This window comes from Photobacterium frigidiphilum (assembly GCF_003025615.1).
GTDB lineage: Bacteria > Pseudomonadota > Gammaproteobacteria > Enterobacterales > Vibrionaceae > Photobacterium > Photobacterium frigidiphilum.
Map to the genome: position 1 here is coordinate 219,006 of NZ_PYMJ01000005.1, position 24,676 is coordinate 243,681.

Here is a 24,676-nt window from a genome sequence, read left to right on the forward strand (position 1 = left end):
CATGACTCAATGGATTGCAGGAAACTGGTTAGCAGGCAAGGGCGAAGCGATGAATTCGTTAAACCCATTTAGCAGCGAAGAAATTTGGCAAGGTGATGCTGCAACTGCAGAGCAAGTTGAACAAGCGGTCAGTGCTGCCCGTGAAGCATTAACAACATGGCGCAAAACCGATTTATCAGAGCGCCAAGCTGTCGTCGAAAAATTTGCAGAATTGGTTAAAGAACATGGTGAACACATCGCCTATACCATTGCAGAAGAAACGGGTAAGCCATTATGGGAAACCCGCACTGAAGCCGGTGCAATGGTGGGTAAAATTGCCATTTCGTTACGTGCTTACCATGAACGTACGGGTGAAAAACAAAAAGACATCGCAGGTACAGCTGCGGTACTACGTCATCGTCCATTAGGGGTTATGGCGGTATTTGGACCCTATAACTTCCCTGGTCATTTACCGAATGGTCATATCGTTCCTGCGTTGCTATCGGGCAATACTGTAGTATTTAAACCATCAGAGCTAACCCCGAAAGTGGCTCAAGAAACCATGAAACTGTGGGAACAGGCTGGGTTACCTAAAGGCGTATTGAATATGGTGCAAGGCGCACGCCCTACGGGTGAAGCACTTGCAGGCTCAAAAGGCATTGATGGTCTATTGTTTACAGGTAGTGCCAATACTGGACATATTTTACACCGCCAATATGCAGGACAACCGGGCAAAATGTTAGCCCTTGAAATGGGTGGAAATAATCCGATGGTTATTTCTAAGTCTTATGGTGAGTTAGATGCCACGGTCTATACGATTATTCAGTCTGCGTTTATTAGTGCAGGTCAACGTTGTACGTGTGCACGTCGTTTGTACTTGCCGCAGGGCATTGAAGGCGATGCGATTTTAAACCGCTTGGTGGAAGCAACTGCTAAAATTCGAATTGGCGGGCCATTCGCAGAACCTCAGCCATTTATGGGGCCACAAATCTCTGAACGCGCAGCTGACGGTATTATCGCAGCACAAGCCAACCTTGTAAGCCTTGGCGCTGAAGTGTTGCTAGAAGCGATAAGAGGGCAAGGTGCGGTCGTCTCTCCTGCCATTATTGAAGTCAGTAACGTGGCTGAGCTACCGGATGAAGAGTATTTTGGTCCATTACTGCAAGTTGTGCGTTATCAGGACTTACCTGAAGCCGTAGAGCTAGCGAACGACACGCGTTATGGTTTATCGGCCGGTTTAGTGTCTACGGATGATAGCGAGTGGCAATATTTCATCGATAATATTCGCGCCGGCATTGTGAACCGAAATCGTCAGCTTACAGGCGCTAGTGGTGATGCACCGTTTGGTGGTCCTGGGGCGTCAGGTAATTTACGCCCAAGTGCTTATTATGCCGCAGACTATTGTGCTTACCCTATGGCGTCGATGGAAGGCGAGCAAACAGAATTACCGGCACAACTGTCGCCAGGTATTGCACTTTAATCGAGTTGCACTTTAATAAATTGGCACCGTAATCAACTTGCACGTTAATCAACACAATACTAATTCAGCAAACGGGACGGATTCATCATGGAAAGAGTGGAACAATTGTTTAACGCCTTATGGCAAGACTATACCCAGCGTCTTTGTCCATCTGCAGAGCAAGTACATGCACTATTGACCGAAGATGAACCTTTACTCAATGATCATATTGCGTTGCGTACCTTTAACTTACCTAAGGTGGGGCTAGATAAACTGGCGGCCCCTTTTATTGCTATTGGCTACAAACCTTGTGGTCAATACCGCTTTGAAGCCAAGAAGCTGTATGCCGAGCATTTTGAACATCCCAACCCAGCGGCCCCTAAGGTGTTTATTAGTGAGTTGATGGTAGGGCAGTGTTCAGCGCAATTACAGCAAGCACTACGCGAGTTAGTTGACCAAGCGCCTGAAGCGGCATTGCGTGATCCGTCATTCCTCTATGGTGGACGGTTATGGGATATCGACTCTGAGACGTATGAGATGCTCGCGGCTGAAAGTGAATATGCAGGGTGGGTGGCAGCGCATGGTTTTGGTGCCAATCACTTTACGGTTAGCATTAATCAGCTTGAGCAATTTACGGAAGTACGTGATGTTAATCATTTACTGCGTCATAACGGTTTTGCGATTAATGAATCTGGTGGGGAAGTGAAAGGCGATCCTGAAGTGATGTTAGAGCAGTCATCGACCATGGCAGATAAAGTTGCAGTGGGTTTTCTTGATGGTGTAAAACACATTCCGGGTGGTTTTTACGAGTTTGCCAAGCGCTATCCGCAAGTTGATGGCGAGCTATACGGTGGGTTTGTAGAAGCCTCTGCCGATAAGATTTTTGAGAGCACCAACTAACCGCTAATTGGTTAGCGGTGGTTATTATTAATATTGATTAAGCAGCGACGTTGGTCGCTGCTTTTTTAATGTTAGCTATCTAAGGTATTTGCCCATAGCTCACCGTTATCGGTGCTGTGATGACGTCGGCTGAAATTGGTTTGTTGCTCGAGGTAATGACGTTGATCACTGAACCCTGTCATTTCAACTGTTGTGGGAAACGAAGTAATGATAGTGGGCGTTGGTAGGTGTGTATTTGGCGCAAAGCGTTCGATATCCATATCAGACGTCTCAATATAAAAGCATGTGCATAATGTAGCACTCTTTCAGAGCATGGCAAGTGAATTGATTGTGATGAGAACGACAAAATATGCCTTTGAGGGATTAATCATGCATTGTGTTAATCGCAGGGTGTTATTGGACTAGGGTCGGAAGGGAAATAGTTACCGTGCTGTGAGTCTATATAACAAACAGAGATATAAAAAAAGCCGCTCAAAGCGGCTTTATTAGAAAGGTAATTTATGGATGTTTAGCGAGTGCCGTAAACAACAATAGTTTTACCATGAGCAGAGATAAGGTTCTGCTCTTCTAGCATCTTAAGAATACGACCGACTGTTTCACGAGAACAACCAACGATCTGGCCGATTTCTTGACGAGTGATCTTAATCTGCATACCGTCTGGGTGAGTCATCGCGTCAGGCTGCTTAGCAAGGTTTAGCAATGTCTGTGCGATACGGCCTGTAACATCTAAGAATGCAAGGTCACCTACTTTCTGGCTAGTCACTTGTAAGCGAGTTGCCATCTGAGAAGATAGACGCATTAAAATGTCAGGGTTAACCTGAATAAGTTGACGGAATTTCTTGAAAGAAATTTCAGCCACTTCACAAGGTGATTTTGCACGTACCCATGCAGTACGTTCTTGGTCTTCTTCAAATAGACCAAGCTCACCAATGAAGTCACCTTGATTAAGGTAAGAAAGGATCATTTCTTTACCTTCTTCATCTTTAATCAATACGGCAACAGAGCCTTTCACGATGTAATAAAGCGTTTCTGCTTTTTCGCCAGCATGAATCAAAGTACTTTTTGAAGGGTACTTGTGGATGTGGCAATGGGAAAGAAACCACTCTAGAGTAGGATCTGTTTGAGGTTTACCTGGTACCATATTACTAACTTCCTCTGCGTTTGTTGCCCAACAACGACATCCCTATAGTTTGACGGTGGGCCTAACAATAGTATTGTTCGCTGATTAGGATATTCATTCAGCCGCTGTGCTGCAAGCTAACCTGAATAATTACCCTTGAGTTTATCTTTTTTCGACGGGCATTTCTTGATATTGATCTATCTGGAGCCGTCATTTGGTACTCATAAGTGTGCACATGATCACACAGTCATTAGTTAATTGGAGAATGCGATGAAATCACGCGTGAAATGGGTAGAAGGAATGACTTTTCTTGCTCAATCAAATTCGGGTCATAGTGTTGTGATGGACGGTAATGGTGGCGAAAAAGCACCAAGCCCAATGGAACTCGTTTTGATGGCTGCTGGTGGATGTAGCTCGGTAGATGTCGTCGACGGATTAAAATCTGCGGGACAAAAAATCACAGCCTGTGAAGCACAAATTGACGCCGAACGCCGAGAGCAATCACCTAAATTATTTACCGGTGCAAATTTGCATTTTGTCGTAACAGGCTATGATTTGGATGAATCGCTGGTGGCTAAAGCGGTTAGTGATTCATTAGAAAAGTATTGCTCAGTGTGCTTAATGTTAGGGAAAGGGGTTGAATTAACCCATTCCTATGAGGTCGTTAACGCCTAAAAAAATCGAGTAACGGACTGATAGTACCGTTACTCATTTTTAGCTTTTACTGCTTGTCAGGTTTTACTGACTTTGTTTAACCGACTTTGCCGGTATCAATCAGTTGCTGGATGAGTGGACGAACAATAAGCTCCATCGCAAAGCTCATCTTTCCGCCAGGCACAACCAAAGTATTGTGGCGTGACATGAATGAGCCTTGAATCATCGACAGTAAATAAGGGAAATCGACATTTTCGATACCACGGAATCGGATCACCACAAAACTTTCATCTAAGCTAGGTATTCCCTTGGCGCTAAATGGGTTTGATGTGTCTACAGTAGGGACGCGCTGAAAGTTAATGTGAGTACGAGAGAATTGCGGCGTGATGTAATTAAGATAGTCGTCCATTGATCTGACGATTGATTCCATTACGGCTTCACGTGAATGACCGCGATCACGGGTATCGCGAACGATTTTTTGAATCCACTCTAAGTTTACAATCGGTACCATGCCGATTAGCAAATCAACGTGTTCAGCCGCATTTACCTCACCATCAACCACACCACCGTGTAAACCTTCATAGAATAAGACATCGGTATTTTCAGGTAGCTTTTGCCATGGGGTAAAGGAGCCCGGCATTTGATTGTATGGTACGGCTTCATCGAATGTGTGCAAGTAACGTCGGAACTGACCGCTACCATCATCGCCATATTGGCGAAAGAATTTTTCGAGTTGCGGAAAGTCGTTGGCCTCAGGACCAAAGTAACTGATATGACGACCTTGCTCTTTCGCTTTGCGAATTTCAACATCCATTTCTGGACGGGTATAACGATGGAAGCTGTCGCCTTCAAGCCACGAGGCATTGATGTTCATCATATTGAACATTTTACGAAAAGCTTCAGAGGTGGTGGTGGTTCCCGCACCAGACGACCCTGTCACTGCAATAATGGGGTGTTTTGCAGACATGAAATATCCTGTCGTTAAGATTACGCTACAAGTTATTAACAGGGTGTTAAGTCTAGGTCAAGATAAAGTCGTTCTCAAATATTGAAACTGCTATCAGTCGCATATCTTGAGTTGTTAATGATTACCCCAGTTCGCTACGTAATTTAATATCGACAGATTCATGCAATTCAGAGAATACTATCACGATATCCCCCGCATCTAATTGCTGGCGAACATGCTGTACTTTTTGCTCCATGGTGAGTTCATTATCACCGTAATCAGTGCCTTCACGTAGAACAAAATGTTCAATCAAGCTAGTAAGTGTCTCTGGGGTAAGGTCTTGCCAAGGTATAATCATAATGCGCACAAAAGAGAAGGTGATTTAAGCTGACTATTTTATCAGTTGTTTCAGTCAGCTGTTAGGCTTCAGCGCTAGGTTTTAGCTTATATGTCGATGAAACCATTCAGGCACTGTTTTTTCTAACCAAAAATCAGGATTTCGCCACGAACCAGACACAAAGCCAACATGCCCACCATTAGGCGTTAAGTGGTAATCCACGTGAGAAGGCAGTGGTTGTGCCGGAATAACCGCTTCGGTCATGAAAGGGTCGTCTTTGGCGTGAATAACACGCAGCGGAATTTTGACGTGTTGTAATTTATCAATACCACTGCATTGTTGATAGTAATCAGCCGCATCTTTAAAACCATGCAAAGGGGCGGTGACCAGTTCATCAAATTGCCATAACGACTGAATTTTTTCGACTTGTTGTGGACCAATCGGCATTTCATCGGGTAGGTTCGTAATCTTTTTGATTAGATTTTTTTTCATCGAATTTAATAAATATTGCTGATAAACCTTAGAAAACCCTTGTTGGATTCGTTCTGAACATGACGCTAAATTTAATGGCGGTGAAATAACTTGTGCAGCTGTGAGTCCAGATTGGTCACCTTTGGCGGCTAAATAGTTCACCAGCATATTGCCACCTAGCGAGATCCCAACGGCAAAAAAGGGTCGGTTAGGAAATTGTTGTTTTAGCCATTGGATAAAAAATGTGGCGTCATTGATCTCACCTGAATGATAACTACGAGGCTGACGATTAATCTCACCACTGCAACCCCGAAAGTGCATCATTACCCCTAGCCAATTTTGTTGTTTTGCAGCGTGCAATAAACCATTGGCATACGGACTACAGAAACTACCCTCCAAACCATGAAAAAGGATCATTAAGGGCTGCTGGTGATCGTTATTGGGTTGCTCTGTCCATGCTAAATCCAAAAAGTCCCCATCGGGTGTTTCGAGCCGCTGAGTAACGGGCGTAAACAATGGCTTGCGGCGAATAAAACGCGGCAATAGGGTTTGAAGGTGCGCGTTCTTGAGACCGCTCGCTGGCTTAAAAGGCATAGGGTTCTCCGCTTATCAGAGCGTGAAATCGTGTATGGGATCTTTTTCAAGTAACTCAGAAAGTATAAGCAACCCTTGCTCCAACTTCCTATGCGTATACGGTGCACTAATGGCAAGTCTAATCGCTGGCGGAATGGTACTGCCTGGTGGTGAGAATAATTCTCCTGATTTCACCACGACACCTTGCTGATTAGCTGCTTGAACAAAGTCACTTAAGAGCCAATAGTCGGGCAATGTCAGCCACACATGAAAGCTGTGAGGGCTATGTTGAATATCGAAGCGTCCAAGGTGTTGAGCCACGAGTTGCTGACGCTGAGTAATATCAGTACGTATTTGATGCAAGATACGATCAGCATCCCCGCTAATAATCAACTCACAGGCGATGCCCGTCAGCAAAGGGCTGATCATTAAGCTGTGATTATGTAAGGCTGCGTTTAAGCGTTTTTGTAATCGAGTGGGTACTTGAATATAACCAAGGCGTAATCCTGGTGCTAAACATTTAGATAGCCCACCAATATGGATCACTTGCTCTGAATCGATGTTCACCATTGGTGTGGGGCGCTCAGTCGGCAATAGCCCATTCACGTCGTCTTCAACAAATAATACTTGGTGCTGTTGGCAGATCGCGAGGATGTCTTGGCGGCGTTGCTCGCCCATCGTTACTGTTGTTGGGTTTTGTAAGGTTGGGGTGCTGTAGATAATACGAGGTTGATACAAACGGCAAGCGGCTTCTAAGCTTGCAGGTATGAGCCCTTCTTCGTCCATTTCGACAGGTTTTATTGATATTTGTTGCTGGCGTGCCAAGCTTAAAAACCCAGGATATGAAACGTGCTCAACCAATACCGTATCACCACTACGACAAAAGGCTGCGAGTACTAATTGGGCTGCATGTTGCCCGCCTGATGTAAAATGTACACGTTGTGGGTCAAGTTCAAATCCTTTCTGCTGTAACCAATTACACACAATGTCACGGTGCTCGGTTAACCCCTGAGGATCTTGATACAACATCATTTGATTCAGCTGCTCAGGATGCGCGGCGATATTTGCCATCGCTTGTTTGAGCATATCTGAACGATCAAGGCGTGGGGGAATGTTGTAGCCGAAATTACATTCCTCTTCTTCTTGTTCTGAATAGTTGTAAACCCAGCTTGGCTGATTCGCCTGACACACATAAGTGCCTGCGCCTATACGTGCTTCGATCAGACCTCGTCGTTCAGCCTCTGCATAAGCACGGGTAACCGTACCGACAGTAACAGCTAGCTGATCCGCTAATGCGCGATGGGTGGGTAATTTACTACCAGCTTGTAATTGCCCTGAGTCAATTTGCTGTGCAATTGCATCGGCAACTTGGCGGTAGATAGGATCACTTTTGTGCTCACTGGTATTGGGTACTAATACAATATTCATAATTGTCATGGTGACAATAAACCTTTTGATCACTGCTAAGCCAACTGTTAGGGTTGATTGTGCATGAAAAACAATCAAAATACAAAACCCAGACAAATTGTATCGGTACAATTTGCATGGGTTGGTAATGAGTCATGAATCAGGAGGGTGACAGTGATGTTGGAATGGCAATTTATTATGTCTTTAGCGGCTTTTGCGGCAACGATGACCGGTACACCTGGTCCGAACAATTTGATGGTAACGGCATCGGGGGCTAATTTTGGTTACTGGCGCACGTTACCGCATATGATGGGAATCGGCTCAGGTTTGGTTTCGATGATTGTATTGGTTGCGGCTGGGCTCGGCGTTATGTTTACCCGCTTTCCTATTTTGCATGAAATCTTGCGTTGGGCTGGTAGCGCGTACTTGTTATATCTCGCGTGGAAAATTGCATCAGCAAAATCAAGCATTCGAACGGATCAGCAAGATGGTGAACCCATGACATTTATGGCTGCGGCGATGTTTCAGTATGTAAACCCAAAAGCATGGATGATGTCGGTAACGGCTATCAGTACCTTTACCATGGCGGGCGAGTATTATTGGCAATCCGCGGGTTTGGTTGCGGTGATTTTTTTCTTGGTATGCTTTCCTAGTGTGTCTATCTGGGCAAGCTTTGGTACTTTGATTGGTAGATGGCTTAATAGCCCTCAAACACGCCGTGTTTTTAATATTGCTATGGGCATATTAACGGCCAGCTGTGTGGTGATGATTTGGTAAGGTGTTTATGTAGAGAAGTGATTATGCGGCTTGGAGTTTAGAGAGTAATACCGTGGCTTTTAGTTGCAGGCAGTAACGCGCTAAATTATTGGTAAGTAGTGAAGGGGAGATTACTTTTGGTGGTGAGACGTTAAATTGATTGAATTGGGTGACCAATATGCGCTGTTGGTCTTGTTCCAGTTCAAGCTCAAACGTTAGTAATTGCTTATAACCCGCAAGATCTAATTGCGATTTAAGCTGCCTACGCATAGCTCGGTACTGGTGCAACCGAATATCACTTGATACCGCGCTTCCCACTAGAGAGTGTAGTTCGGCATCGCTTAGATGAACCTTTTGCGTATCAAGCCAATGAAATAGCAGGGCAAGATTGACGTTGCCCTGATAAGAATCTTGCAATGTTAAACATGCAGGCTGCACCCCAGCCTGAGTATAATGACTCAGGCTGAACTGCCAAAAAACCTGCGAATTCAACATCACTGAATCAACTTTCTGCATTCAGCGTTGCTTCCATTGCTTCAAGCTCTTCTTGCAGATCCATCCACTCCATCTCAACATCTTCTAATGTTGATTTAGCATCACCTTGACGTTTAAGTTGCTTGTGCAGTAGGGCTTTATTATCTGCTTCATAAATAGTTGAATCAGCTAGCTTCTCTTCAGCATCGCTAATGTCAGCGCTGAGCTTTTCCATCTGCTTATCAAGTTGCGTGATTTTTTTTCGTAGTGGTGCCGTTTGCTTACGTAACTCGGCTTCTAATCGCTTCTGCTCTTTACGTGATGCGGCACTGTTTTCTTTGCCAACGTCAGGTTTCGCAGCTTGTAATTCTCGGCGCTCATTACGTTGCTGTTCGGTTAACCATTTATGGTAATCCGATAGGTCACCATCAAATGGCGTTACTTGGCGATCATGTACCAGATACAGATCATCCGTTGTCGCACGTAATAGGTAACGGTCGTGACTAACGATAACCATCGCGCCTTCATAAGATTGCAGCGCAAATGTTAAGGCTTGGCGCATATCCAAATCAAGATGGTTGGTTGGTTCATCGAGTAGCAATAGGTTAGGGCGTTGCCATACAAGTAAAGCTAATACCAAACGTGCTTTCTCGCCACCAGAAAAAGGTCCGACTTTATCAAGGGCTTTCTCACCGTTGAAACCAAAGCTACCGAGGTAATCACGTAGCTGTTGTTCGGTAGATTGCGGTGCCAGTCGGGCTAAATGCTGCAATGGCGTATCGTCAAGGCGCAGCGTTTCTAGTTGGTGCTGAGCAAAGTAACCAATCTTCACACCTTGTGAATAGGTTAAATCGCCTGCTTGTGCTGGAAGCTCACCCGATAACAATTTAATCAGAGTCGATTTACCGGCACCGTTACGCCCTAATAAGCCAATACGACTACCTGGTACGAGGTTCAGGCGGATTTTTTCTAAGATAAGGTTGTTGCTATAACCCGCAGCGACTTGGTCCATCATTAAAATCGGATTCGGTAACGCTTGTGGCTCTCGGAATTCAAACAAAAATGGATTATCAAGCTGAGCTGGTAACACTTTTTCCATTCGGTCGAGCGCTTTAATTCGACTTTGTGCTTGGCGCGCTTTGCTCGCTTTGTAACGGAAGCGGTCAATATACGATTGCATGTGAGAAACTTGCTTCTGCTGTTTCTGATACATGGCTTGTTGCAGCACCAACTTTTCTGCGCGTTGTACTTCAAACGATGAATAGTTACCGGTGTAACTGTTTAGCGTTTGGTTCTCTACATGAACAATACGATTAATCACAGGGTCAAGAAAATCACGGTCATGAGAAATCAGTAGTAAGGTGCCACGGTAGCTTTGTAACCATTTTTCTAGCCACATAACGGCATCAAGATCTAAGTGGTTAGTCGGTTCATCGAGCAGGAGAAGATCGGAGCGACATAACAGCGCTTGCGCTAGGTTCAAACGCATACGCCAACCACCCGAAAACTGGGTTAGGTGCCATTGCATTTGTTCTTGGGAAAACCCTAGGCCGTCGAGTAATTCAGACGCGCGCGCATTGATCGTATAGCCGCCAATGGTATCTAATTTGGCATGGAGTTCGGCCACTTTAATGCCGTTATTACTTTCTTCAGCGGCGGCTAGTTCACGTTCAAGTTGACGATATTCACGATCACCATCAATCACGTAGTCAATCGCATTGCGCTCAAGTGCTGGTGTTTCCTGTGCTACCCAGGCTAATTCCCAGTTAGATGGAAATTGGCAATTACCGGCATCTAAACTCAATTCATTTTTTAATAAAGCAAATAAGGTGGATTTACCACAGCCGTTTTTCCCGACTAGTCCGACTTTGTCACCGGGATGAATCGTCGCCGTGGCGTTATCGAGAAGGACTTTACCGCCTCGTAAAAGTTGCATGTCCGAAAAGGTAATCATCGATAGTGTCGGGGTAGCCCGCTCCGCAAAAAAAAGTGCTCGAAATTAGCGGCAGTCTATACCAAACCGCGATTGACTGCTAACACCGTAATAATTATGCGGTCAAATCAAGTCAGAAGTCTTGGGCAATCTCACGATCAATATCCCGTACAAGTCATAATTATGTATTATGTGCATATTAGTTAAGAATATTTTGGCTATATAGAAGAACACTTTTATTCAAGGATGTAGCAAGGGACGTTATGACCACACAAGGACAGCCAAAAATTCTGGTGATTTATGCGCATCCAGATCCACAAGAGTCGGTGGCGAATCAAGAGATGCTGGCAAGTATTGCCAACTTGCAGCATGTTACTGTCCATGATTTGTATGCCGCTTATCCTGATTTCTTTATTGATGTGGTTTTCGAGCACCAGCTGCTTGAGCAACACGACATCATTGTCTTCCAACATCCTCTTTATATGTATTCTTGCCCTTCTTTATTGAAAGAATGGATTGATGTTGTGCTAAGCAAAGGTTTTGCTCATGGCGAAGGGGTATCTACCAAAGGGAAATATTGGCGTTCAGTGGTCACAACCGGTGGTGCGGCAGAAGCGTATACCCCTGATGGCTATAACCGTTGCAGCATTGCTGAAATTTTACGACCGTTCGAGCTAACGGCTGATTTGTGCCAAATGACATGGATAGAGCCGTTGATTTTACACTGGGCTAGGCGCATACCGCTTGAAGAGCGCCAGCAGCATTGCATCGATTATCGAGAGTGGCTAAAGCATCCGTTAGTGGATAACGAGCAAGCCCAATTCGTTGATAGCAAAGGAAAGGAGAAAAACAATGGCGAATGATGTGTTATCTGTCACGGTTGTTTTCCTTGCGGCGGCAGTCGTCGCCGTGCCCATTGCTCAGCGTTTAGGGTTAGGTTCAGTCTTAGGTTATCTCATCGCGGGTATTGCGATTGGCCCTTGGGGGTTAGGGCTAATTTCTGATGTTGAAGCGATTCTGCATTTTTCTGAATTTGGTGTCGTATTGCTGCTGTTCTTGATTGGTTTAGAGCTTAACCCCAAAAAGCTTTGGCAGATGCGAAACCCAATATTAGGGCTCGGTGGCGGGCAAGTATTGGTGACGAGTTTGGTGATTGCGGGCATTGTTATGGCCTGCAGTAGCATGATGCCTTCTATTACTTGGCGAGATGCATTGGTAATAGGTATGGGATTGGCTCTTTCTTCTACTGCGATTGCATTACGGGTTATTGAAGAGAAAAATCTCGACGGTAGCGAAACCGGTCAATCTAGCTTTTCCGTCTTATTATTCCAAGATATTGCTGTTATCCCCATGCTGGCGGTGTTACCTATTTTAGCGGGAGGCGGAGGGGGCAGTTGGCTTGATTTTGCTTGGATGATCGGTGGCATTGCGGCTTTATTGGTAGGCGGTCATTTTTTACTGCGCCCATTATTTCGCTGGGTAGTGCTTAGCGGGGTACGTGAACTGTTTAATGTCGCGGCACTCTTGCTGGTTATTGGTATTGCATTAGGTATGCAGTCTCTAGGGCTATCCATGGCACTAGGGGCATTTTTAGCCGGGGTGTTATTGGCTGAAAGTGAATACCGTCATGAATTAGAAATTGCGATCGAACCGTTCAAAGGGTTATTGCTGGGGCTGTTTTTTATCTCTGTCGGTATGGCGGTTAATTTGGGGCTGTTATTCGAGTTCCCTTTACAAATATTAGCTGCAGTTGCTGCCTTAGTAATAGTGAAAGGTTTACTCTTGTATGGGTTAGCTCGACTATTCGGTATTCGGGCTAAATCGCGTAGTCAGATGGCAGCAATTTTAAGTCAAGGTGGTGAATTTGCGTTTGTCTTATTTACCGCCGCTCAAGGTGAAGGATTATTAGGGACGCAGTTGTCATCATTCCTATTAGTGGTTGTTAGTATTTCAATGATGACAACGCCTTTAATTCTCTTACTGCAAGACCGTTGGTTTATTCATACCTTTAAATCAGAAGATGAAGCTTTAGAAAGCGATGTGATTGATCGTGAGCCACGAGTGATCATTACAGGCTTTGGCCGTTTTGGTCAGGTGGTAGGGCGTCTATTATTTGCCAATAAAATACGCGTCACGGTATTAGAGCGTGATCCTAGCCAAATTCAGTTTTTACGTAAGTTTGGCTACAAGGTGTATTATGGCGATGCAACTCAGCTGGATCTATTACGGGCAGCAGGGGCTGATAAAGCAGAAGCCATTATAATTTGTACTGATGAACCCGATGAAGTGATGGAAGTCGTTACCCTTTGCCAGCAGCATTTTCCAAAGCTGAAAGTACTGGCGCGTGCACGCAGCCGGGTAGAGGCGCACCAGTTATTGAGTCATGGGGTTGATAACTTCTCGCGTGAAACTTTTGCTGGTGCTCTTGATTTAGGTCGACAAGCCCTCATATCTTTAGGCATGCACCCATACAAAGCCAAGCGCGCTGAAGCACACTTCCGTAAACTAGACACTACGGCATTACGAGATTTATTGCCGCAGCATTCGGAAGATGTTCATCTTGCTTCTCGTTCCAAAGAAGCCCGCAAAGAGCTCGAAGAAATTTTTGACCGAGAGATGCGTGGTGAGCGAGATAGACACAATGGCTGGGATTGATATGTTGCTGGGTTTATAACAAGGCACACATCATACTCAATGCAGAATCGTTGTTATTCAGCAAGTTGTAGTAAAGGGACGCGTGCAATAAAGGGATGAGTAGTATGGCAAAGAAAAGATTTATTGCTGGTGCGGTATGTCCTGCTTGTAGCAAGCAAGATACCTTACGCTGGTGGAAAGAAAATGAAATTGAGATTGTCGAATGCGTAGAGTGTCATCACGTAGATCGTCGTCTTCCTAAGTCTGTAGAGCAAAGTGAACACCTTGCTGAAGATAAGGGCCAGCAGGTTATCGGTATTTTTAAACCTGAATAGATCGCTTATGATTAGCATCTTGGTACAAGAATTCGGTATCATGCAGCCTTAACACCTAGCTCAAATTTTCGGAGTAAACATGAAAGTCGCTAAAGACATCGTAGTAAGCTTGGCATATCAAGTAATAACTGAAGAAGGCGCTGTAGTTGATCAGTCAACTGTTGAAGCACCACTTGATTACCTACACGGCCATGACAACCTAATCGTTGGCTTAGAAAAAGCATTGGAAGGTCGTGAAGCTGGCGACAAATTTGAAGTAACTGTTGCTCCTGAAGATGCATACGGTGAACACGAAGATGAAATGGTACAACGTGTACCTGCAAACGTATTCCAAGGCGTTGATGAAATTACTGTTGGTATGCGTTTCCTAGCTGATACTGATCAGGGACCAATTCCTGTTGAAGTAACTGAAGTTGATGGCGACGAAGTTGTTGTTGATGGTAACCACATGCTTGCAGGTCAAACACTGACTTTCACTGCTGAAGTTGTTGCTGTTCGCGCTGCAACGGAAGAAGAAATTGAACACGGTCACATTCACCAAGGTGGTGGTTGTTGTGGCGGTGGTAGCTGTGGCGATCACGACCACGCTGAAGACAAAGAAGAAGGCTGCTGTGGCGGCGAAGAAAAAGGCGGCTGTGGCTGTTCTCACTAATATCTTTATTTAGTAAGTATTACTCTTAATGAATAACAAAAAACGGGAAGCACTTGCTTCCCGTTTTTTTATTTGAATTTGGTTTACGAGAATACTTAATAGTGTGGCGGTGGAGTCTCTTCCGATTCTTCGGCCATATTTGATGACTGAAAGCCTTTAACCTTACCCACTAAGAATTTAAGCTGAACCTGCATTTTATCAAATTGAAATTGTTGATCCGTGAGTGCTTCATTAAGATCATCGATTGTTTGTTCTTGAAAAGATTGCTTCATTTCTAGCTCGTCAACTTGAGCTTGTAGTTTTTCAATATCAGTCATGAGGTTAGGTACCAAAAATGTTATACCGTTCAGAGAATACTCTGATGGGATTTAATCTGTTGTCCAGGTTTGGGCAATACCAGCTGATGTACCAGAGACTACCAGCCCTGAAGGCGTAATAGCAACATCATACACCACTGCTGACGGTGGTCGAGCATCTTGTAGTGGTGCCGCTTCCCATCGGCCTATGTTCTTGCCTGTTGTGGTATCCCAAAGTTCCACCCTGCGAGAAGGGGTGCCAGTTGCTAACATTGTTCCATCATCAGAAAAGCGCGCGCTGGATAAATTTTGTTGACGTAAATGAATGGAAAGCGCTGTTTGTTTCTTCCCTGTTTGCAAATCCCAAATAAAAATATCATTCCCCCCATCTGCCGTCATCGCTAATTTACCATCACGCTGAAGGGCGACTCGATTTATTCGTGAAGTATGCTCAAAGGTATGAATGATCTGCCCTGAACGGGTATCCCATAGGTAAGCAAAATAGTCATTTCCGCCTGATAGAACATATTGCCCATTGGCAGAAATCGCGACTGAGTTCACTTTTTCTTGATGAGCAAGGAACTCTAAGCGTCGCCCAGTGCCCAAGTCGATGTATAAGGCTTTACCGTTAGATAAAGCCAATACAACATGCTGACCATTGTTAGCGATATCAACATCACGAATAACGCCATCGGAAAGAGACCATAACCCGTCAGATTTTCCCCACGCTAAATCCCATACTGCAAAGTTTTGGGCTGTGGCAGTAATGGCGAATCGGTTGTTATCAGAAATACTACTAGAAATGACGGTATTGTGATGTGGGTCTTGAGAACCAAAATCAGCTAACTTTTTGTTTTGCTGTAAGTCCCATAGCAAGATACCTTGTTTAGTTGAGTGTAATAAAGCGAAGCGACCATCACGACTGAGGCTAAAGCTGGTGGCGCCACCAGAAGCTAATACCCAACGGTTAACTTCTGACGATGAAAAAAAACAGCCACTAAGTGATGTGAGTGCCAAAATGAAGCCTACTATAGGGAATACTTTGCGCATTAAGGTCTGGTTCCGGTTCACTTTATTATCATGTAAGAAAATATTATTTGATTAACGTACTGACTAAGCAGCAATTTAATCAGATTGGTATTAGTATATTAATATGGCAAGTTTTTCACATCTACAGTGAAAGGCAAAGCGAGAAATGAGGGTAAGCCTCATCGAATGACGGAGAAATACATGAAACCTGTTCTAAAGATGTCTCTTTTGGCTGCAACTATTTTATTAGCTGTTGGCTGCCAAGATGAAAAAACGACGGAAACAACACCTGCAGAGCCTGCAAAAGTAGAGCAGGTAGCAGCTGAAGCAACCTCTGAGAAAGCTACAGAAGCGTTTGCATCTGAAGATCAAAAATCAGCATATGCTATTGGTGCATCACTTGCACAATACTTATCAGCTAATTTAGACCAGCAGAAAGAGCTTGGTTTAGAGCTAAATAGTGATGATGTACTTGCTGGTGTGAGTGATGTATTCGCTAATAAGAGCCGTATGACGCCAGAAGAAACACAACAAGCGCTTCAAGATCTTGATAAGCGTGTATCTGATATTGTTGCCGAGAAAGCAAAAGTAGAATCAGAGCAAAGCATTAAAGCGGGTGAAGAGTTCCGTGCAGAGTTTGAAAAACAAGAAGGCGTAGCAAAGACTGAATCAGGTCTACTATACCAAGTAGAAAAGTCAGCTGAAGGCGAGAAACCTGCAGCAACAGATACTGTTCAAGTTCATTACAAAGGTACATTAACTGACGGTACTGAATTTGATAGCTCATACAAGCGTAATCAACCAGCAACGTTCCCGCTGAATCAGGTGATTCCTGGTTGGACTGAAGGTGTTCAATTAATGCCTGTTGGTTCTAAGTTTAAGTTTGTTATCCCGCCTGAATTAGCATATGGCTCACAAGCAAACCCAAGCATTCCAGCAAACTCTACTTTAGTTTTTGAAGTTGAATTATTGCAGATTGTTAAAGCAGATAAACCAGCTACAGAGCTTGAAACGCAATAATTTGTGCAATCAAAGCTAATTTTATTAGCATATAGTTTGATAAGACCCGACTCATGTCGGGTCTTTTTTTATATATATTCTGATAAACTTACTAACAGGATTTGATTTTATGTCCATTCTATTGATTATCTCTTAATGCACATTAGGCTGATTATGAATGTAATGGATATTTGCAATGGAAGAACTAGCAGTGGCATCTACAGATAACTTTGGCTCTGAAGTCATGATTGAACATGACTTAGTGGAAACGCGCACTTTTACTGAGCATGACTACATCATTTTGCGTTCATACGAAGCCGTTGTTGACGGTCTTGCAGCCTTGATCGGGCCTTTTTGTGAAATTGTTTTGCACTCTTTGGACGATCTCAATACCTCTGCAATCAAAATTGCTAACGGTGAAAATACGGGGCGTAAAGTCGGTTCGCCAATTACTGATCTAGCATTACGCATGCTGCGTGATATTGAAGGATCAGAACGTAATTTCTCGCGTGCTTATTTTACACGGGCAAAAGGTGGCGATTTAATGAAGTCCATCACTATTGCGATTCGCAATGGTGAAGACCGTATCATTGGGCTGTTATGTATCAACGTTAATTTAGATGCTCCTTTTTCTCAGATTCTGCAATCATTTATGCCAACAGATGAAGCAAAACAAGCTGCATCAACGGTTAACTTTGCAAGTGATGTAGATGAATTAGTCGATCAAACCGTAGAGCGTACAATCGAAGAAATTAACGCTGATAAAAGTGTTTCAAATAATGCCAAGAACCGTCAGATAGTGATGGATCTCTATGATAAAGGTATCTTCGATATTAAAGACGCGATTAACCGTGTTGCCGATCGTCTGAATATCTCTAAGCACACTGTGTATTTATATATTCGCCAGCGTAAGACTGAGGATGGCGAAAAATGACATTGAATTACGTGTTGGTGGTTACTGGGCCGGTTTATGGTACACAAGCAGCACGTTCAGCTTACCAATTTGCCTTGGCACTATTAGCGCAGGGCCATCAGTTATCGCGTATCTTCTTTTACCAAGAGGGGGTACAAAATGGCTCAGCGTTGACGGTACCCGCCTCAGATGAATTTGATCTTGTGGCCGCTTGGCAACAACTTTCAATAACGCATTCAATTGAATTACAAACGTGCGTAGCTGCGGCATTACGCCGTGGTGTTGTCGGTAAGCAAGAAGCAGCACAAAACATGTTATCAGCAGATAACCTAGCAACAGGCTTTGAACAGGCTGGATTAGGTGGGTTAGCTGAAGCGATGTTAACTGCAGATCGGATTATTCAATTCTAAATAAAACTTTGTTTAAGCTGCATTTTAAGAGAGCAACATGAAACCATTAGGCTTTGTATTTCGAACTGCACCTCACGGCGTAACTAACGGTCGAGAAGGGTTAGATGCGGTATTGGCGACATCGGCTTACAGTGAAGACCTGCATTTATTTTTTATGGATGATGGTGTATTTCAATTAGTAAAAAATCAGCAGCCTGCTCTTGTTTTGTCGCGTGATTATATTGCGACGTTTAAAATGCTTGAGCTATACGACATTGATAATATTTACGTCTGCCAAGATTCAATGAATATGCGTGGGTTAACTAAAAATGATTTCATTATCGACATTACTGTCTTAGATGAAATTGGCATAAAAACAAAATTACAGCATTGTCACCGTGTTCTAAGTTTCTGAGGGTTTTATGCTTCATACCGTCACCACATCACCTTTTCATACCCAGTCTTTGCAAAGCTGTCTACGCTATATAAGCCAAGATGATGAGATTTTATTGCTTCAAGATGCAGTTTTTGCCGGATTACGAGAAAATATTTGGTCTAAAACAATAAAAATTTCAGGTGTAAAAATATATTTACTGAAAGAAGATCTCATGGCGAGAGGAATTGTAGATAAAGTTGATGAATATTTTGAAGTTATTGATTATTCAGGGTTTGTTTCTTTGTCTGTTCAACATGAAGCACAGATGAAATGGGAGTGAAATCCCGCTTTAGATCGGGTGAACTGTCAATTTTCATGATTGTTTAAGAAATGATCACCTGATTGATCGTTGTATACATCTTGACACCCTAATGTGCGACGCCTAAAATTTCGCGTCCTCCTGTTGTTGGGAGGCAGATTTTTCACACTTTACGAAAGTAATATTTCAGGAGCTATTTAATGGCAACTATTAACCAGCTGGTTCGCAAGCCACGTGTAAAGCAAGTTGTAAAAAGCAACGTGCCTGCACTAGCAGCGTGCCCGCAAAAGCGTGGTGTATGTACTCGTGTTTACACTACTACACCTAAAAAACCGAACTCAGCATTACGTAAAGTATGTCGTGTTCGTTTAACTAACGGCTTTGAAGTTACTTCATACATCGGCGGCGAAGGTCACAACCTTCAGGAGCACTCAGTTGTTCTTATCCGTGGTGGTCGTGTTAAAGATTTACCCGGTGTGCGTTACCACACCGTTCGTGGTGCACTTGACTGTGCAGGCGTAAATGGCCGTAAGAAAGGTCGTTCTAAGTACGGTGTTAAGCGTCCTAAGTCTTAATGGATTCCGTTAAGTAAGGCCAAACATTTAAATTAAATTTGAAAAAACTGAAAAGTTTTGGATAACCTGAAGAAGACAACGGAGATATATCCATGCCACGTCGTCGCGTAATCGGCCAGCGTAAAATTCTATCTGACCCTAAGTTCGGATCTGATTTGCTGGCAAAATTCGTTAACATCCTAATGGTTGACGGAAAGAAATCTACTGCAGAAAAAATTGTTTACACTGCACTAGATACTATGACTGAGCGTTCTGGTGAAGACTGTTTATCAGTATTCGAAAAAGCTCTTGAAAATGTACGTCCAGCGGTAGAAGTTAAATCTCGCCGTGTGGGTGGTTCAACTTACCAGGTGCCTGTAGAAGTACGTCCAGTACGTCGTAATGCACTAGCTATGCGTTGGTTAGTTGAAGCTGCGCGTAAGCGTGGTGAAAAATCTATGGCTCAGCGTCTTGCAGGCGAAATGCTTGATGCGGCTGACAACAAAGGTACTGCTGTTAAGAAACGTGAAGACGTTCACCGCATGGCAGATGCGAACAAAGCATTCGCACACTACCGCTGGTAATAGCGAATGGATGCAGCAGGCGTTTCCTGTTGCATCTAAACCATACTCTAAGGTCCCCCTTAGTAAGAGGATACAACCGTGTCTCGTAAAACACCTATCGAGCGATACCGTAATATTGGTATTTGTGCTCATGTTGACGCTGGTAAAACAACGACTACCGAACGTATTCTGTTTTATACAGGCCTATCTCACAAGATCGGTGAAGTGCACGATGGCGCTGCTACAATGGACTGGATGGAACAGGAGCAAGAGCGTGGTATAACTATCACTTCTGCTGCTACTACTACGTTTTGGCGTGGTATGGAAGCCCAGTTTCCAGAGCATCGCATTAACATCATTGATACCCCTGGACACGTTGACTTCACTATCGAAGTTGAACGTTCTCTACGTGTACTCGATGGTGCTGTTGTCGTTTTCTGTGGTTCTTCAGGCGTTGAGCCTCAGTCTGAGACTGTGTGGCGTCAAGCTGATAAATACGAAGTGCCACGTATGGTTTTCGTAAACAAGATGGACCGTGCTGGTGCTGACTTCCTTCGTGTTGTTGACCAGATCAAAACCCGTCTTGGTGCGAACCCAGTACCAATCCAGCTTAGTCTTGGTGCTGAAGAAGAATTTAAAGGTGTAATCGACCTGCTCAAGATGAAGGCTATTAATTGGTCTTCTGAAGATCAAGGTATGACTTTTACCTATGAAGACATTCCAGCAGATATGCAAGACCTGGCTGATGAATGGCGCATGAACTTAGTTGAGTCGGCTGCAGAAGCAAATGACGAACTAATGGAAAAATACCTTGAAGAAGGTGAGCTGTCTGAAGAAGAAATCAAGGCAGGTCTTCGTCAACGTACATTGAATAATGAAATCGTACTGGCAACGTGTGGCTCAGCATTTAAGAACCAAGGTGTTCAAGCTGTGCTAGATGCTGTTATTGATTTCTTACCTTCACCAACTGAAGTGAAAGCTATCACTGGTGAAGACGAGCTGGGTAATGCTGCAGAGCGTCATTCTGATGATGATGAACCGTTTTCAGCCCTTGCGTTTAAAATCGCAACTGACCCGTTCGTAGGTACATTGACATTTATGCGTGTTTACTCAGGTGTTGTAAAATCTGGTGAGACTGTCTACAACTCTGTAAAAGAAAAACGTGAACGTTTAGGTCGCATCGTTCAGATGCACGCAAACAAACGTGAAGAGGTCAAAGAAGTTCGCTCTGGCGATATCGCTGCAGCAATTGGCCTTAAAAGCGTGACTACTGGCGATACTCTGTGTGATTTAAATAATAAAATTATTTTAGAGCGCATGGAATTTCCTGTACCAGTAATCCAGATTGCGGTTGAGCCAAGATCTCAAGCTGATCAAGATAAGATGGGGATTGCACTAGGTAAACTAGCGGCAGAAGATCCATCTTTCCGAGTGGAAACCGATAATGAATCAGGCCAGACTTTAATCTCTGGTATGGGTGAGCTTCACCTTGATATCATTGTTGACCGTATGAAACGTGAATTCAGTGTTGATTGCAACGTGGGTAACCCTCAAGTTGCATACCGTGAAACAATTCGTGGTACAACTAAATCTGAAGGCAAGTTCATACGTCAATCTGGTGGACGCGGTCAGTTTGGACATGTTTGGCTGAAGATCGAACCGGCAGAACCTGATGAAGGTTTTGTTTTCGTTGATGAAATCGTGGGCGGTTCTGTACCAAAAGAATTTATTGGCGCAGTAGCGAAAGGCGTTGAAGAGCAAATGAATAGCGGTGTGCTTGCGGGCTTCCCTATTCTTGATGTCAAAGCGACACTCTTCGATGGTTCTTACCATGATGTTGATTCTAGCGAAATTGCGTTTCAAATTGCTGGTTCTATGGCCTTCAGAGATGGTGCATTAAATGCAAACCCTGTGATCCTTGAACCAATGATGAAAGTTGAAGTAACTACACCTGAAGATTGGATGGGTGATGTTGTAGGTGACATTAATCGTCGCCGCGGCATGATCGAAGGTATGGATGATGGCCCGGCGAATCTTAAGATTCTTCGTGCCCAAGTACCTCTTTCTGAAATGTTCGGTTACGCAACTGATTTACGTTCAGCAACACAAGGCCGTGCGTCTTATTCTATGGAATTTAGTGAATATGCTGAAGTACCAAAGAATGTTGCTAATCGTATAATCGCAGAGCGAACATAATTTCAATATTGCGTCTGCAGTTGTAGACGCATAAAATACAAACTTCGGACGCGTCCCCTAACCTAGTAGGGGGCGTATCTTAACTAGGAAGGAACACGATCGTGTCTAAAGAAAAATTTGAACGTCTAAAACCGCATGTTAACGTTGGTACAATCGGCCACGTCGATCACGGTAAAACAACTCTAACTGCTGCTATCTGTACTACACTTGCAAAAGTGTACGGTGGTAATGCAAAAGACTTCGCTTCTATCGATAATGCTCCAGAAGAGCGTGAGCGCGGTATCACAATTTCTACGTCTCACGTAGAATACGATACTCCTATTCGTCACTATGCACACGTTGACTGTCCTGGACACGCCGATTATGTTAAAAACATGATCACTGGTGCTGCTCAAATGGATGGTGGTATCCTAGTTGTTGCTGCAACTGATGGTCCTATGCCACAAACACGTGAGCACATCCTTCTTGGTCGCCAGGTTGGTATTCCTTACATCATCGTATTCATGAACAAATGTGACATGGTTGATGATGAAGAGCTACTAGAACTAGTAGAAATGGAAGTTCGTGAACTTCTTTCTGAATACGATTACCCAGGCGATGACTGCCCAGTAATCATGGGTTCTGCACTAGGCGCACTTAACGGTGAAGCTCAGTGGGAAGAGAAAATCGTTGAACTAGCTGAAGCTCTAGATAACTACATCCCAGAGCCAGAGCGTGCAATCGATCTTCCATTCATCCTTCCAATCGAAGATGTTTTCTCAATTCAAGGCCGTGGTACAGTTGTAACTGGTCGTATTGAGCAAGGTATCGTACGTGTTGGTGAAGAAGTTGCAATCATCGGTATCAAAGAGACTACCACTACTACATGTACTGGTGTTGAAATGTTCCGTAAGCTTCTTGACGAAGGCCGTGCTGGTGAGAACGTTGGTGTTCTTCTACGTGGTACTAAGCGTGATGACGTTGAACGTGGTCAAGTTCTTGCTAAGCCTGGTTCAATCACTCCACACACTACTTTCACTTCAGAAATCTATGTTCTTTCTAAAGATGAAGGCGGTCGTCACACTCCTTTCTTCAAAGGTTACCGTCCACAGTTCTACTTCCGTACAACGGACGTAACGGGTACTATTCAATTGCCAGAAGGCGTTGAGATGGTAATGCCTGGTGATAACATTGCTATGACTGTTACTCTAATCGCTCCTATCGCGATGGATGAAGGTCTACGTTTTGCTATCCGTGAAGGTGGCCGTACTGTAGGTGCTGGTGTTGTTGCAACAATCATTGCTTAATTTGCAATAATTGAACAACGCAAAAAGGGAGCTTAGGCTCCCTTTTTTAATGCCTAAATTTCACTCATTTCTCTGTAAAGATCTTCGCTGTCTAAGTTGCTGAATTTAAATCTTATTCTAAAATGCTCTCGAATAATTATTTTCAATAACCAAATCATCTATCTATTTCTTGTATTTTGAATGGAAATGCAAACGATTCTCGTTTATATTCTTTGCGTGATTAATTACTATGTGAGACCACGATGTACGTTTGTTTATGCTTTGGTATTTCCGATAAAAAAATCATAAGATTAACCCAGCAGAACAAAGTCAGTGATATACGAAGCATTCGAGAAATTACATCATTAGGCTCTCAATGTGGTAAATGTATTCGACAAGCGAAAAATATTATCGAAAAAACAATAGCGATAAGCTTTGAAAAAGCCAGTTAGTCCCCCTTAGTAGCCACCCCGCTATCTTTGACACCCTTAAAATCGGTTCTATTCTTAGATGAACCGACAGAGGAGTGCCTTCCAATGAAAGCCGATCCCAAAATTATTCAACACTTAAATAAAATATTAGGTAATGAGCTTGTTGCGATAAACCAGTATTTCTTACATGCCAGAATGTATAAAGACTGGGGATTAAAACACCTTGCTGATAAGGAATACCATGAATCAATTGATGAGATGAAACACGCTGATCATTTAATTGAACGTATTTTGTTTTTAGAAGGGCTCCCTAATTTACAAGATTTAGGAAAGTTGAACATCGGTGAAGATACTCAAGAAATGATTGAATCTGATTTAGCGTTAGAAATGGCAGCCATTCCCGATCTACGTGATGCAATTGCTTATTCTGAAGAAGTTCGAGATTATGTTTCTCGTGATTTATTTCAAGATATCTTGGAAGAAGAAGAAGAACATGTCGATTGGTTGGAAACTCAATTGGGCTTGATAGATAAGATGGGTATCGCAAACTACAATCAGGCTCAAATTGTCGATGAAGATTAACCTATATATCAATGGAATACGGTAAGGGTGAGGCGGCTTTAGGTATTCCATTATGGGTATCAATTATTATTTAGCACTCCTGTTTGATTATTTTACGAACGGGGCTTGCACTCTAAAGTGTGATCTGTATAATG

At 43.6% G+C, this 24,676-nt stretch carries 29 protein-coding genes; 19 read left to right on the top strand and 10 right to left on the bottom strand.

Going from position 1 to position 24,676, the window contains the following annotated elements; all coding sequences use genetic code 11:
• The first annotated feature begins 1 nt into the window (after window position 1).
• Both astD and C9J12_RS07255 read left to right on the top strand, forming a co-directional pair.
• Complete coding sequence (gene astD / locus C9J12_RS07250) at window positions 2–1,459, top strand: succinylglutamate-semialdehyde dehydrogenase (RefSeq protein WP_107242105.1); 1,458 nt, start codon at window positions 2–4, stop codon at window positions 1,457–1,459.
• Window positions 1,460–1,546: 87 nt separating this feature from the next.
• Complete coding sequence (locus C9J12_RS07255; RefSeq protein ID WP_107242106.1) at window positions 1,547–2,338, top strand: DUF1338 domain-containing protein; 792 nt, start codon at window positions 1,547–1,549, stop codon at window positions 2,336–2,338.
• A 71-nt stretch (window positions 2,339–2,409) separates the two neighbouring features.
• On the opposite strand, the gene C9J12_RS07260 is transcribed toward C9J12_RS07255, so the two are convergent.
• Together C9J12_RS07260 and crp are read right to left on the bottom strand one after the other, a co-directional pair.
• Window positions 2,410–2,598 carry a hypothetical protein gene (locus tag C9J12_RS07260; protein WP_107242107.1) on the bottom strand — a complete coding sequence of 63 codons (189 nt, stop codon included), beginning with the start codon at window positions 2,596–2,598 and terminating at the stop codon, window positions 2,410–2,412.
• 248 nt (window positions 2,599–2,846) lie between these two features.
• Window positions 2,847–3,479 (bottom strand): cAMP-activated global transcriptional regulator CRP, encoded by a 633-nt coding sequence (crp, locus tag C9J12_RS07265; protein ID WP_006233834.1) that lies wholly within the window; start codon window positions 3,477–3,479, stop codon window positions 2,847–2,849.
• Between the two features lie 249 nt (window positions 3,480–3,728).
• Here crp and C9J12_RS07270 point away from each other — a divergent pair, with 249 nt between their 5' ends.
• The gene (locus C9J12_RS07270; protein ID WP_107242108.1) at window positions 3,729–4,133 is read left to right on the top strand and encodes an OsmC family protein; all 405 of its coding nucleotides are present in this window, start codon (window positions 3,729–3,731) and stop codon (window positions 4,131–4,133) included.
• A gap of 76 nt (window positions 4,134–4,209) precedes the next feature.
• Here the strand turns inward: C9J12_RS07270 and C9J12_RS07275 are convergent, their stop codons facing one another.
• The 4 genes from C9J12_RS07275 to C9J12_RS07290 all read right to left on the bottom strand — a co-directional run bounded on the left by C9J12_RS07275 (window position 4,210) and on the right by C9J12_RS07290 (window position 7,876).
• Window positions 4,210–5,079 carry a phosphoribulokinase gene (locus tag C9J12_RS07275; protein WP_011217107.1) on the bottom strand — a complete coding sequence of 290 codons (870 nt, stop codon included), beginning with the start codon at window positions 5,077–5,079 and terminating at the stop codon, window positions 4,210–4,212.
• Window positions 5,080–5,200: 121 nt separating this feature from the next.
• Window positions 5,201–5,416, bottom strand: a complete 216-nt coding sequence (locus C9J12_RS07280) for a YheU family protein (RefSeq protein ID WP_107242109.1) — start codon at window positions 5,414–5,416, stop codon at window positions 5,201–5,203.
• 81 nt (window positions 5,417–5,497) lie between these two features.
• Window positions 5,498–6,460, bottom strand: a complete 963-nt coding sequence (locus C9J12_RS07285) for a hydrolase (RefSeq protein WP_107242110.1) — start codon at window positions 6,458–6,460, stop codon at window positions 5,498–5,500.
• 15 nt (window positions 6,461–6,475) lie between these two features.
• Window positions 6,476–7,876: an aminotransferase-like domain-containing protein gene (locus C9J12_RS07290; RefSeq protein ID WP_107242111.1), complete on the bottom strand. Its 1,401-nt coding sequence runs from the start codon at window positions 7,874–7,876 to the stop codon at window positions 6,476–6,478.
• Window positions 7,877–8,023: 147 nt separating this feature from the next.
• On the opposite strand from C9J12_RS07290, the gene C9J12_RS07295 reads away from it, so the two are divergent.
• Window positions 8,024–8,623, top strand: coding sequence for a LysE family translocator (locus C9J12_RS07295; RefSeq protein ID WP_107242112.1), 600 nt, complete (start codon window positions 8,024–8,026; stop codon window positions 8,621–8,623).
• Window positions 8,624–8,644: 21 nt separating this feature from the next.
• Here the strand turns inward: C9J12_RS07295 and C9J12_RS07300 are convergent, their stop codons facing one another.
• Together C9J12_RS07300 and C9J12_RS07305 are read right to left on the bottom strand one after the other, a co-directional pair.
• Window positions 8,645–9,118, bottom strand: a complete 474-nt coding sequence (locus C9J12_RS07300) for a TIGR02444 family protein (RefSeq protein ID WP_107242113.1) — start codon at window positions 9,116–9,118, stop codon at window positions 8,645–8,647.
• The gene (locus C9J12_RS07305) at window positions 9,105–11,030 is read right to left on the bottom strand and encodes an ABC transporter ATP-binding protein (RefSeq protein WP_107242114.1); all 1,926 of its coding nucleotides are present in this window, start codon (window positions 11,028–11,030) and stop codon (window positions 9,105–9,107) included. The genes C9J12_RS07300 and C9J12_RS07305 overlap by 14 nt, the downstream gene beginning before the upstream one ends.
• Before the next feature lie 242 nt (window positions 11,031–11,272).
• Between C9J12_RS07305 and kefG the strand changes: the two genes are divergently transcribed.
• The 4 genes from kefG (at window position 11,273) to slyD (ending at window position 14,630) form a co-directional block, all read left to right on the top strand.
• Entirely contained in the window at window positions 11,273–11,872 is a 600-nt protein-coding gene (gene kefG, locus C9J12_RS07310; RefSeq protein ID WP_107242115.1) for a glutathione-regulated potassium-efflux system ancillary protein KefG, read from the top strand.
• Window positions 11,862–13,664: a glutathione-regulated potassium-efflux system protein KefB gene (kefB, locus tag C9J12_RS07315; RefSeq protein WP_107242116.1), complete on the top strand. Its 1,803-nt coding sequence runs from the start codon at window positions 11,862–11,864 to the stop codon at window positions 13,662–13,664. Before kefG ends, kefB begins: the two co-directional genes overlap by 11 nt.
• A gap of 104 nt (window positions 13,665–13,768) precedes the next feature.
• A complete protein-coding gene (locus C9J12_RS07320; RefSeq protein WP_006233822.1) occupies window positions 13,769–13,978 on the top strand; it encodes a YheV family putative zinc ribbon protein in 210 nt (69 codons plus the stop codon).
• A 79-nt stretch (window positions 13,979–14,057) separates the two neighbouring features.
• Complete coding sequence (gene slyD, locus C9J12_RS07325; RefSeq protein ID WP_107242117.1) at window positions 14,058–14,630, top strand: peptidylprolyl isomerase; 573 nt, start codon at window positions 14,058–14,060, stop codon at window positions 14,628–14,630.
• A gap of 95 nt (window positions 14,631–14,725) precedes the next feature.
• Here the strand turns inward: slyD and C9J12_RS07330 are convergent, their stop codons facing one another.
• Both C9J12_RS07330 and C9J12_RS07335 read right to left on the bottom strand, forming a co-directional pair.
• Window positions 14,726–14,947, bottom strand: coding sequence for a SlyX family protein (locus C9J12_RS07330; protein WP_107242118.1), 222 nt, complete (start codon window positions 14,945–14,947; stop codon window positions 14,726–14,728).
• Between the two features lie 51 nt (window positions 14,948–14,998).
• Entirely contained in the window at window positions 14,999–15,976 is a 978-nt protein-coding gene (locus C9J12_RS07335) for a WD40 repeat domain-containing protein (protein ID WP_107242119.1), read from the bottom strand.
• A gap of 180 nt (window positions 15,977–16,156) precedes the next feature.
• Here C9J12_RS07335 and fkpA point away from each other — a divergent pair, with 180 nt between their 5' ends.
• From fkpA to bfr, 11 genes are all read left to right on the top strand, one after another.
• Window positions 16,157–16,975: an FKBP-type peptidyl-prolyl cis-trans isomerase gene (gene fkpA / locus C9J12_RS07340; protein ID WP_107242120.1), complete on the top strand. Its 819-nt coding sequence runs from the start codon at window positions 16,157–16,159 to the stop codon at window positions 16,973–16,975.
• Between the two features lie 223 nt (window positions 16,976–17,198).
• Entirely contained in the window at window positions 17,199–17,888 is a 690-nt protein-coding gene (locus C9J12_RS07345; protein WP_373456046.1) for a helix-turn-helix transcriptional regulator, read from the top strand.
• Entirely contained in the window at window positions 17,885–18,277 is a 393-nt protein-coding gene (gene tusD / locus C9J12_RS07350) for a sulfurtransferase complex subunit TusD (protein ID WP_107242121.1), read from the top strand. Before C9J12_RS07345 ends, tusD begins: the two co-directional genes overlap by 4 nt.
• Before the next feature lie 37 nt (window positions 18,278–18,314).
• Complete coding sequence (gene tusC, locus C9J12_RS07355) at window positions 18,315–18,671, top strand: sulfurtransferase complex subunit TusC (RefSeq protein WP_107242122.1); 357 nt, start codon at window positions 18,315–18,317, stop codon at window positions 18,669–18,671.
• A 7-nt stretch (window positions 18,672–18,678) separates the two neighbouring features.
• Window positions 18,679–18,972 (top strand): sulfurtransferase complex subunit TusB, encoded by a 294-nt coding sequence (gene tusB / locus C9J12_RS07360; RefSeq protein WP_107242123.1) that lies wholly within the window; start codon window positions 18,679–18,681, stop codon window positions 18,970–18,972.
• A gap of 179 nt (window positions 18,973–19,151) precedes the next feature.
• On the top strand, window positions 19,152–19,526 hold the full coding sequence (gene rpsL, locus C9J12_RS07365; RefSeq protein ID WP_006233900.1) for a 30S ribosomal protein S12: 375 nt from the start codon (window positions 19,152–19,154) through the stop codon (window positions 19,524–19,526).
• A 92-nt stretch (window positions 19,527–19,618) separates the two neighbouring features.
• Window positions 19,619–20,089: a 30S ribosomal protein S7 gene (rpsG, locus tag C9J12_RS07370; RefSeq protein WP_107242124.1), complete on the top strand. Its 471-nt coding sequence runs from the start codon at window positions 19,619–19,621 to the stop codon at window positions 20,087–20,089.
• 78 nt (window positions 20,090–20,167) lie between these two features.
• Window positions 20,168–22,264: an elongation factor G gene (fusA, locus tag C9J12_RS07375; protein ID WP_107242125.1), complete on the top strand. Its 2,097-nt coding sequence runs from the start codon at window positions 20,168–20,170 to the stop codon at window positions 22,262–22,264.
• A 101-nt stretch (window positions 22,265–22,365) separates the two neighbouring features.
• Window positions 22,366–23,550: an elongation factor Tu gene (gene tuf, locus C9J12_RS07380; RefSeq protein ID WP_107242126.1), complete on the top strand. Its 1,185-nt coding sequence runs from the start codon at window positions 22,366–22,368 to the stop codon at window positions 23,548–23,550.
• Between the two features lie 242 nt (window positions 23,551–23,792).
• On the top strand, window positions 23,793–23,981 hold the full coding sequence (locus C9J12_RS07385; protein ID WP_107242127.1) for a bacterioferritin-associated ferredoxin: 189 nt from the start codon (window positions 23,793–23,795) through the stop codon (window positions 23,979–23,981).
• Between the two features lie 84 nt (window positions 23,982–24,065).
• Window positions 24,066–24,542 carry a bacterioferritin gene (gene bfr / locus C9J12_RS07390; protein WP_107242128.1) on the top strand — a complete coding sequence of 159 codons (477 nt, stop codon included), beginning with the start codon at window positions 24,066–24,068 and terminating at the stop codon, window positions 24,540–24,542.
• The last annotated feature ends 134 nt before the right edge of the window (window positions 24,543–24,676 follow it).

What these genes read in the sequence shown, in the direction of transcription:
- astD (WP_107242105.1), top strand. Translation starts at nt 2, where the DNA reads ATGACTCAATGGATTGCAGGAAACTGGTTAGCAGGCAAGGGCGAAGCG.
- C9J12_RS07255 (WP_107242106.1), top strand. Translation starts at nt 1,547, where the DNA reads ATGGAAAGAGTGGAACAATTGTTTAACGCCTTATGGCAAGACTATACC.
- C9J12_RS07260 (WP_107242107.1), bottom strand. Translation starts at nt 2,598, where the DNA reads ATGGATATCGAACGCTTTGCGCCAAATACACACCTACCAACGCCCACT.
- crp (WP_006233834.1), bottom strand. Translation starts at nt 3,479, where the DNA reads ATGGTACCAGGTAAACCTCAAACAGATCCTACTCTAGAGTGGTTTCTT.
- C9J12_RS07270 (WP_107242108.1), top strand. Translation starts at nt 3,729, where the DNA reads ATGAAATCACGCGTGAAATGGGTAGAAGGAATGACTTTTCTTGCTCAA.
- C9J12_RS07275 (WP_011217107.1), bottom strand. Translation starts at nt 5,079, where the DNA reads ATGTCTGCAAAACACCCCATTATTGCAGTGACAGGGTCGTCTGGTGCG.
- C9J12_RS07280 (WP_107242109.1), bottom strand. Translation starts at nt 5,416, where the DNA reads ATGATTATACCTTGGCAAGACCTTACCCCAGAGACACTTACTAGCTTG.
- C9J12_RS07285 (WP_107242110.1), bottom strand. Translation starts at nt 6,460, where the DNA reads ATGCCTTTTAAGCCAGCGAGCGGTCTCAAGAACGCGCACCTTCAAACC.
- C9J12_RS07290 (WP_107242111.1), bottom strand. Translation starts at nt 7,876, where the DNA reads ATGACAATTATGAATATTGTATTAGTACCCAATACCAGTGAGCACAAA.
- C9J12_RS07295 (WP_107242112.1), top strand. Translation starts at nt 8,024, where the DNA reads ATGTTGGAATGGCAATTTATTATGTCTTTAGCGGCTTTTGCGGCAACG.
- C9J12_RS07300 (WP_107242113.1), bottom strand. Translation starts at nt 9,118, where the DNA reads ATGCAGAAAGTTGATTCAGTGATGTTGAATTCGCAGGTTTTTTGGCAG.
- C9J12_RS07305 (WP_107242114.1), bottom strand. Translation starts at nt 11,030, where the DNA reads ATGATTACCTTTTCGGACATGCAACTTTTACGAGGCGGTAAAGTCCTT.
- kefG (WP_107242115.1), top strand. Translation starts at nt 11,273, where the DNA reads ATGACCACACAAGGACAGCCAAAAATTCTGGTGATTTATGCGCATCCA.
- kefB (WP_107242116.1), top strand. Translation starts at nt 11,862, where the DNA reads ATGGCGAATGATGTGTTATCTGTCACGGTTGTTTTCCTTGCGGCGGCA.
- C9J12_RS07320 (WP_006233822.1), top strand. Translation starts at nt 13,769, where the DNA reads ATGGCAAAGAAAAGATTTATTGCTGGTGCGGTATGTCCTGCTTGTAGC.
- slyD (WP_107242117.1), top strand. Translation starts at nt 14,058, where the DNA reads ATGAAAGTCGCTAAAGACATCGTAGTAAGCTTGGCATATCAAGTAATA.
- C9J12_RS07330 (WP_107242118.1), bottom strand. Translation starts at nt 14,947, where the DNA reads ATGACTGATATTGAAAAACTACAAGCTCAAGTTGACGAGCTAGAAATG.
- C9J12_RS07335 (WP_107242119.1), bottom strand. Translation starts at nt 15,976, where the DNA reads ATGCGCAAAGTATTCCCTATAGTAGGCTTCATTTTGGCACTCACATCA.
- fkpA (WP_107242120.1), top strand. Translation starts at nt 16,157, where the DNA reads ATGAAACCTGTTCTAAAGATGTCTCTTTTGGCTGCAACTATTTTATTA.
- C9J12_RS07345 (WP_373456046.1), top strand. Translation starts at nt 17,199, where the DNA reads ATGATTGAACATGACTTAGTGGAAACGCGCACTTTTACTGAGCATGAC.
- tusD (WP_107242121.1), top strand. Translation starts at nt 17,885, where the DNA reads ATGACATTGAATTACGTGTTGGTGGTTACTGGGCCGGTTTATGGTACA.
- tusC (WP_107242122.1), top strand. Translation starts at nt 18,315, where the DNA reads ATGAAACCATTAGGCTTTGTATTTCGAACTGCACCTCACGGCGTAACT.
- tusB (WP_107242123.1), top strand. Translation starts at nt 18,679, where the DNA reads ATGCTTCATACCGTCACCACATCACCTTTTCATACCCAGTCTTTGCAA.
- rpsL (WP_006233900.1), top strand. Translation starts at nt 19,152, where the DNA reads ATGGCAACTATTAACCAGCTGGTTCGCAAGCCACGTGTAAAGCAAGTT.
- rpsG (WP_107242124.1), top strand. Translation starts at nt 19,619, where the DNA reads ATGCCACGTCGTCGCGTAATCGGCCAGCGTAAAATTCTATCTGACCCT.
- C9J12_RS07385 (WP_107242127.1), top strand. Translation starts at nt 23,793, where the DNA reads ATGTACGTTTGTTTATGCTTTGGTATTTCCGATAAAAAAATCATAAGA.
- bfr (WP_107242128.1), top strand. Translation starts at nt 24,066, where the DNA reads ATGAAAGCCGATCCCAAAATTATTCAACACTTAAATAAAATATTAGGT.